The sequence below is a fragment of the Microbacterium sp. MPR-TSA4 genome, from assembly GCF_058792815.1.
In genome coordinates this window covers 48,524-54,523 of record NZ_JBXAFF010000021.1, presented here as the reverse complement: position 1 = coordinate 54,523, position 6,000 = coordinate 48,524, and the positions used below count along the sequence as shown (strand labels likewise).

Genomic DNA, 6,000 nt, shown 5'->3' with positions numbered 1-6,000 from the left:
GTTTCCAGCGCTTATCCCAGAGTCAGGGGCAGATTGCTCACGTGTTACTCACCCGTTCGCCACTGATCCACCCAGCAAGCTGGGCTTCACCGTTCGACTTGCATGTGTTAAGCACGCCGCCAGCGTTCATCCTGAGCCAGGATCAAACTCTCCAAAAAGAAAAAATGCATACACCACCGGGAAAACGACGATGCAGCGAGTTCGAAACTGACCAAAAGGATGCCATTACTGACAATCCATACGCCAACCCCAAAAGAGGCTGGACTTGATCCAAAGGAATCTCACCCAGCCGAAGCTGAGACGAGGTTATTTGGCATTTGACAAGTGCACGCTGTTGAGTTCTCAAGGATCGGATGCTCCTGCTGCTCGGCCTCTCAGCCTCACCCGCAGGGCAACTTCTCTATCTTATCCCTCTCGCGCATCTTGTCAAGTCGGCGTCTCAGGATCAGAAGATCCGTGGTGACGACCGCTGGCAACGGCTGCACGGGGGAAACCCTCATCCCAGACCGGATGGTCTGCCCTCGTGGAGGGTGTGGGATGGGGATCGGTTCTCCGCTTGAGGGGGCGAGGCCTTCCGGCCCTTCGCTCTTCCCTGTGGGGCGAACGGATACAAACTTAGGTCGGATCCGCGCCGGCGGCAAATCACACCGGCATCCCGGGCGTGTCGCGCGCTCCCCGGCGTCTGTCGGCGCGGCGTCGCGGCGATACTGGCGGTATGCGCATCCCCGTCGGCGACGGCCCGACCTGTCCTCTGTGCGGGGACCGCCTGGGCTTCGAGGTCCTGGACGACGAGAGGTTCCTCGTCGCCTGGTCGTGCCTCACCTGCGGGCCCGTCCTCACCACGGAGCCGTAGCCGGCGTCCCTCTCACCGCCGCGGTGTCAGAGCCGACGATCGAGCGGACTCGTCCGTCCTCCGCGCATGGTGAGCGCAGTGGCGAGGGTGATCCCCACCAGCACCGTCACGTATCCGGAGAAGACCCACGGCGTCGCCGCGGTGGCGTGGTAGATCAGCGGCGCCGTTCCACCGAAGAGGGAGTTGGCCACGGCATAGCCGAAGCCGACGCCGAGAGCACGCAGCTGCGGAGGGAAGGCCTCGGCCTTGACGATCGTGTTGGTGGCGAGATAGCCGGTGAGCACGGTGAACACCGCGACGAGGGCGGCGAACAGCACCCACGGATCGAGGAGTCCCCCGGCCACGGCGACGACCGGGCCGATGACGATGACGCCCGCCACGCCGAAGAACACCAGGAGCGCCTTGCGCCCGACGCGATCGCTGAGCGCGCCGCCGACGGGCTGCAGCACCATCAGCACGATCAGCGCGAGCAGGATCGCGGTCGTGCTGGCCCGCTCGGCTGCCGCACCCCCGGAGCCGTACGCGGCCTCACGCGACACCGCCGGCACCGTGACGGTGAACGTGTAGAAGGCGGCCGTTCCGCCGGAGGTCATCAGGACGACCCACAGCAGCGGACGCCACCCCTCGCGCAGGAGGACGGCCAGGGTGACTCCCGCCGTGGGGCGACGCCGCTCCCCCGGCATCCGCCGCGCGACCAGCAGGGTCGACAGCCCGGCGAGCGCACCGATGCCGAACGCGACCCGCCATCCCCACGCGGACACCTCTGCACGGTCGACCGATGTGAGCAGCACCAGCAGCGTCGCCTGCGCGAGCACCTGACCCGCCACGATCGTCGCCGTCTGGAACGAGGAGAAGAAGCCGCGTCGGCCGTCGGTCGACACCTCCGAGAGGTACACCGCCGACACGCCGTACTCTCCGCCGGTCGCCACGCCCTGCACGAGCCCGACGAGCAGGAGGATGCCGCCGGCCGCCGCGCCCGCGTCCGACGCCGTCGGGCTCACCGCCAGCACGGCCGATCCCGCCGACATCAGCAGGACGCTCGACACGAGCGCGAATCGCAGGCCTCGCCGATCGGCGATACGTCCGAACAGCCAGGAACCCACCGGTCGCATGACGAAGGTCAGCGCGAAGATGCCGTAGACGTAGACGAGTGAGCCCCCGTCGGCGGGGTCGAAGAACTCCGTCCGGAAGAACGGCGCAAACGCCGCGAAGACGTAGAGGTTGTACCACTGCACGAGGTTCGGGAACGACCCGCTGAGGAGCATCCGGAGACCTCGGGAGCGAGCCGGATCGACGCCGGCCGCCGGCGCGGCAGAACTCATGCGCTCACTTTAAGGGTGCTCCGCGGTGCGGCGGTGCGAGCGGGCCGGGGCGTCAGACGTTGAAGCGGAACTCCACCACGTCGCCGTCCTGCATGACGTAGTCCTTGCCCTCCAGGCGGGCCTTGCCCTTCGCACGCGCCTCGGCGACGGAGCCCAGCGCGACGAGATCGTCGAACGAGATGACCTCCGCCTTGATGAAGCCCTTCTCGAAGTCGGTGTGGATCACCCCCGCGGCCTGCGGCGCCTTCCATCCCTTGCCGATCGTCCAGGCGCGCGCCTCCTTGGGGCCCGCCGTGAGGTAGGTCTGGAGTCCGAGCGTGTCGAAGCCGATGCGGGCGAGCTGGTCGAGTCCCGACTCATCCTGACCCGTCGACGCGAGGAGGTCGGCGGCATCCGCCGGATCGAGGTCGATGAGCTCGGACTCGATCTTCGCGTCGAGGAAGACGGCCTTCGCCGGAGCCACGAGCGCGGCCAGCTCGGCCTTGCGGTCGGCATCCGTCAGCACCGCCTCGTCGACGTTGAACACGAAGATGAACGGCTTCGCCGTCAGCAGACCGAGCTCCCTGATCGGCGCGAGGTCGATTCCGGAGGCCGACAGCAGCTCGCCGCGCTGCAGCGCGTCACGCGCGGCGACGGCGGCCTCGAGCACGGCGGGATCGAGCTTCTTCCCGCGCACTTCCTTCTCGTACCGGGTGATCGCCTTCTCGAGCGTCTCGAGGTCGGCCAGCTGGAGCTCGGCGTTGATGGTCTCCATGTCGGATGCCGGGTCGACCTTGCCGTCCACGTGCACGACGTCGGAGTCGGCGAAGCCGCGGACCACCTGCGCGATCGCATCGGCCTCGCGGATGTTGGCGAGGAACTTGTTGCCGAGCCCCTCCCCCTCGCTCGCGCCGCGCACGATGCCCGCGATGTCCACGAAGGAGACGGCGGCCGGAAGGATGCGTTCGCTTCCGAACACCGCGGCGAGCTTCTCGAGCCGCGGGTCGGGGAGGTTGACGACGCCGACGTTCGGCTCGATCGTCGCGAAGGGATAGTTGGCCGCGAGAACCTGGTTCTTGGTCAGCGCGTTGAACAGGGTCGACTTGCCGACGTTGGGGAGACCGACGATTCCGATGGTAAGAGCCACGGGATCTCAGTCTACGCGGGCGACGAGCTCACCCCGCGACGGCGCGGAACCCGTGCGTGACGTACGGCAGCTCCACGCTCGCGTCGCCGACGGCACCGATCTCGTCGAGCAGAGCGGCGACCTCCTGCTCGATGCGTGCGCGCTCCTCGGCCGGCGCGGTGATGACGTAGCTGCGCGAACGCACCATCGAGAGGACCTCATCGCGGGTGACGGTGCGCGACCAGCGCCAGCTCTCGTGCTCCAGCGTGCCGAACGGCGCCGCGACGGTCGGCCCCTCGCCCGCGAGCAGCTCCTCCGCGTGGCTTCCCTTCATCGCCGCACCCAGACGCGCGACCCAGGCGACCGACTCGTCGCGGATGTTCCAGATCAGCCCGATCACACCGCCGGACCGCAGCACCCGCGCGGCCTCGGTCGAGGCCTCGGGAACGCGCACCCAGTGCCACGCCTGGCCGAAGACGACCGCATCGACGCTGCCGTCGGCCAGCCCCGCGGCCTCGGCCGCGCCCGCGCGCACCTCGACACCCGGAAGGGAACGACGAAAGGCGTCCCGCATCGCGGCATCCGGTTCGACGGCGACCACCTCCGCGCCCGCCCGCCGCAGCGCCTCGGTCAGCTTGCCGGTGCCGGCACCGACGTCGGCGACCCGCGGACGGAGGCCGGCCGGAGCGATCAACCAGGCGACGGCCTCCGCCGGGTACGACGGACGGCCCCGCTCGTACTCCCCCACCGCCGCCCCGAAGCTCGTCGCCATCTCGTCGCGCGTCGCCATGGTCCGACCCTACGCCGCCCGCAACCGCGTGCAACCTTCGGGTTCCTAGCGTCGGAGCATCGGGCGGAACGGCTCCGCCGAGAGGAAGTGATGTCGATGACGACTCTGACCGAAACCTCCGTCGCGGCGGGAACCCGCGACGATCGGACGACGATGCGCGCAGCCGTCGTGACCGCGGCGGGCGAACCCCTCGTCGTCGCGGAGGTCCCCGTCCCCACGCCGGGACCCGGCCAAGCCCTCGTGAAGGTCATCACGAGCGGTGTCTGCCACACCGACCTGCACGCCGCCCGCGGCGACTGGCCCGTCGCGCCGAAGCCGCAGCTCATCCCCGGCCACGAAGGCTACGGCGAGGTCGTCGCCCTCGGTCCCGGCGTGACCACCCTGTCGATCGGACAGAAGGTCGGCAACGCGTGGCTGTGGTCGGCGTGCGGCACGTGCGAATACTGCCGCACCGGCTGGGAGACGCTGTGCCCCGATCAGCAGAACGGCGGATACTCCGTCGACGGCAGCTTCGGAGAGTTCATGCTCGTGGACGAGAAGTACGCGGCCCGCATCCCCGACGGCGCCGACCCGGTGGAGGTGGCGCCGATCCTCTGCGCCGGCGTCACCGTCTACAAGGGGCTGAAGATGACGGGGGTGCGCCCCGGCGAATGGGTCACGATCTCGGGCATCGGCGGGCTCGGACACATCGCCGTGCAGTACGCACGCGCCCTCGGGATGCGGGTCGCAGCGGTCGACGTCGACGACGACAAGCTGGAACTCGCGCGGCGGCACGGCGCCGAGGTGACGGTCAACGCGGCACACACCGACCCGGGAGCCGCCATCCAGGAGGCCACCGGCGGCACCCACGGGGTGCTCGTCACGGCCGTGCACCCGAAGGCGTTCGATCAGGCGCTCAGCGTCGTGCGGCGCGGAGCGACGATCGTCTTCAACGGACTGCCGCCCGGGACCTTCGACGCCGACATCTTCGACATCGTGCTGCGGGCGATCACGATCCGCGGCTCGATCGTGGGCACCCGCCAGGACATGATCGAGGCCCTGGACTTCTACGCGCGCGGCCAGATCCATCCGACGGTGCACGTCGAGACCCTCGAGGACATCAACGACATCTTCGAGCGGATGGAGCGGGGCAAGATCGACGGCCGGATCGTCATGACCTACTGACCCGGCGCCACGACCAGCGGGGAGCGATCGCAGCAGGATCGCTCCCCGCTCTCCTTGCGCCCCGGCCGCAGGCGGCGGTGTGCGACGAGCACGGCGCGCCTGCCGCGGCGGCCGGGGCACGACACGCAGAGTGGACGCGTGGCCCTGGACTTCACCGCGATCGACTTCGAGACGGCGAACTCCTCCAGCGCCTCCGCGTGCGCCGTGGGACTCACCCGCGTCCGCGACGGGCGCGTCGTGGCGACCGCGGGTTGGCTGATCCAGCCCCCGCCGGGCCACGACCGGTTCTTCGAGATCAACGTCGGCATCCACGGCATCCGCCCCGAGGACGTCGCCGACGCCCCCTCCTGGGCCACCCAGCTCGACGACCTCGCCGCCTTCGTCGGCGATGACGTGGTCGTCGCGCACAACGCGGGCTTCGACATGAGCGTCCTGCGCCGCGCCTGCGAGGTGACGGATGCCGCGTGCCCGCCGTACCGCTACGTGTGCAGCCTCCAGGTGGCGCGCAAGACCTACGATCTCGCGTCATACCGGCTCCCGCTGGTGGCCGCCGCCGCGGGGTTCCTCGATTTCGCGCACCACGATGCGACGGCCGACTCTTTGGCCTGCGCGCACATCATGATCGACGCCGCGGCCCGCGCGGGGGCGCACGACGTCGTCGAGCTCGCGATGCTGCTCGGTGTGCGCGTGCCGCAGCTCGCGGGCACGGCATCGCGCCCCACCGCGGCGGTTCCGACCTTCTGACGGTGCGGCGCACGACGATGTC

General features: G+C 69.5%; 6 protein-coding genes and 1 rRNA gene. 3 read left to right on the top strand and 4 right to left on the bottom strand.

What is annotated here, in order from left to right; genetic code table 11:
* Window positions 1-158: ribosomal RNA gene (locus tag AC1Q49_RS10280) — 16S ribosomal RNA — on the bottom strand; the annotation flags it as partial.
* A 557-nt stretch (window positions 159-715) separates the two neighbouring features.
* On the opposite strand from AC1Q49_RS10280, the gene AC1Q49_RS10275 reads away from it, so the two are divergent.
* Window positions 716-853 carry a hypothetical protein gene (locus AC1Q49_RS10275; protein ID WP_191008393.1) on the top strand — a complete coding sequence of 46 codons (138 nt, stop codon included), beginning with the start codon at window positions 716-718 and terminating at the stop codon, window positions 851-853.
* A gap of 26 nt (window positions 854-879) precedes the next feature.
* Here AC1Q49_RS10275 and AC1Q49_RS10270 read toward each other — a convergent pair whose 3' ends face one another.
* From AC1Q49_RS10270 to AC1Q49_RS10260, 3 genes are read right to left on the bottom strand one after another with little or no spacing between them, the layout of a single operon-like run.
* Window positions 880-2,175 carry an MFS transporter gene (locus AC1Q49_RS10270; RefSeq protein WP_492491987.1) on the bottom strand — a complete coding sequence of 432 codons (1,296 nt, stop codon included), beginning with the start codon at window positions 2,173-2,175 and terminating at the stop codon, window positions 880-882.
* Between the two features lie 52 nt (window positions 2,176-2,227).
* Window positions 2,228-3,301, bottom strand: coding sequence for a redox-regulated ATPase YchF (gene ychF, locus AC1Q49_RS10265; protein WP_101306040.1), 1,074 nt, complete (start codon window positions 3,299-3,301; stop codon window positions 2,228-2,230).
* A 28-nt stretch (window positions 3,302-3,329) separates the two neighbouring features.
* Window positions 3,330-4,070, bottom strand: a complete 741-nt coding sequence (locus AC1Q49_RS10260; protein ID WP_492491985.1) for a class I SAM-dependent methyltransferase — start codon at window positions 4,068-4,070, stop codon at window positions 3,330-3,332.
* Window positions 4,071-4,166: 96 nt separating this feature from the next.
* Here AC1Q49_RS10260 and adhP point away from each other — a divergent pair, with 96 nt between their 5' ends.
* Together adhP and AC1Q49_RS10250 are read left to right on the top strand one after the other, a co-directional pair.
* Window positions 4,167-5,234: an alcohol dehydrogenase AdhP gene (gene adhP / locus AC1Q49_RS10255; RefSeq protein ID WP_082734120.1), complete on the top strand. Its 1,068-nt coding sequence runs from the start codon at window positions 4,167-4,169 to the stop codon at window positions 5,232-5,234.
* 138 nt (window positions 5,235-5,372) lie between these two features.
* The gene (locus AC1Q49_RS10250) at window positions 5,373-5,978 is read left to right on the top strand and encodes an exonuclease domain-containing protein (protein ID WP_060959248.1); all 606 of its coding nucleotides are present in this window, start codon (window positions 5,373-5,375) and stop codon (window positions 5,976-5,978) included.
* Window positions 5,979-6,000: the final 22 nt, after the last annotated feature.

Coding starts and splice junctions, on each gene's coding strand:
- AC1Q49_RS10275 (WP_191008393.1), top strand. CDS start 716: ATGCGCATCCCCGTCGGCGACGGCCCGACCTGTCCTCTGTGCGGGGAC.
- AC1Q49_RS10270 (WP_492491987.1), bottom strand. CDS start 2,175: ATGAGTTCTGCCGCGCCGGCGGCCGGCGTCGATCCGGCTCGCTCCCGA.
- adhP (WP_082734120.1), top strand. CDS start 4,167: ATGACGACTCTGACCGAAACCTCCGTCGCGGCGGGAACCCGCGACGAT.
- AC1Q49_RS10260 (WP_492491985.1), bottom strand. CDS start 4,070: ATGGCGACGCGCGACGAGATGGCGACGAGCTTCGGGGCGGCGGTGGGG.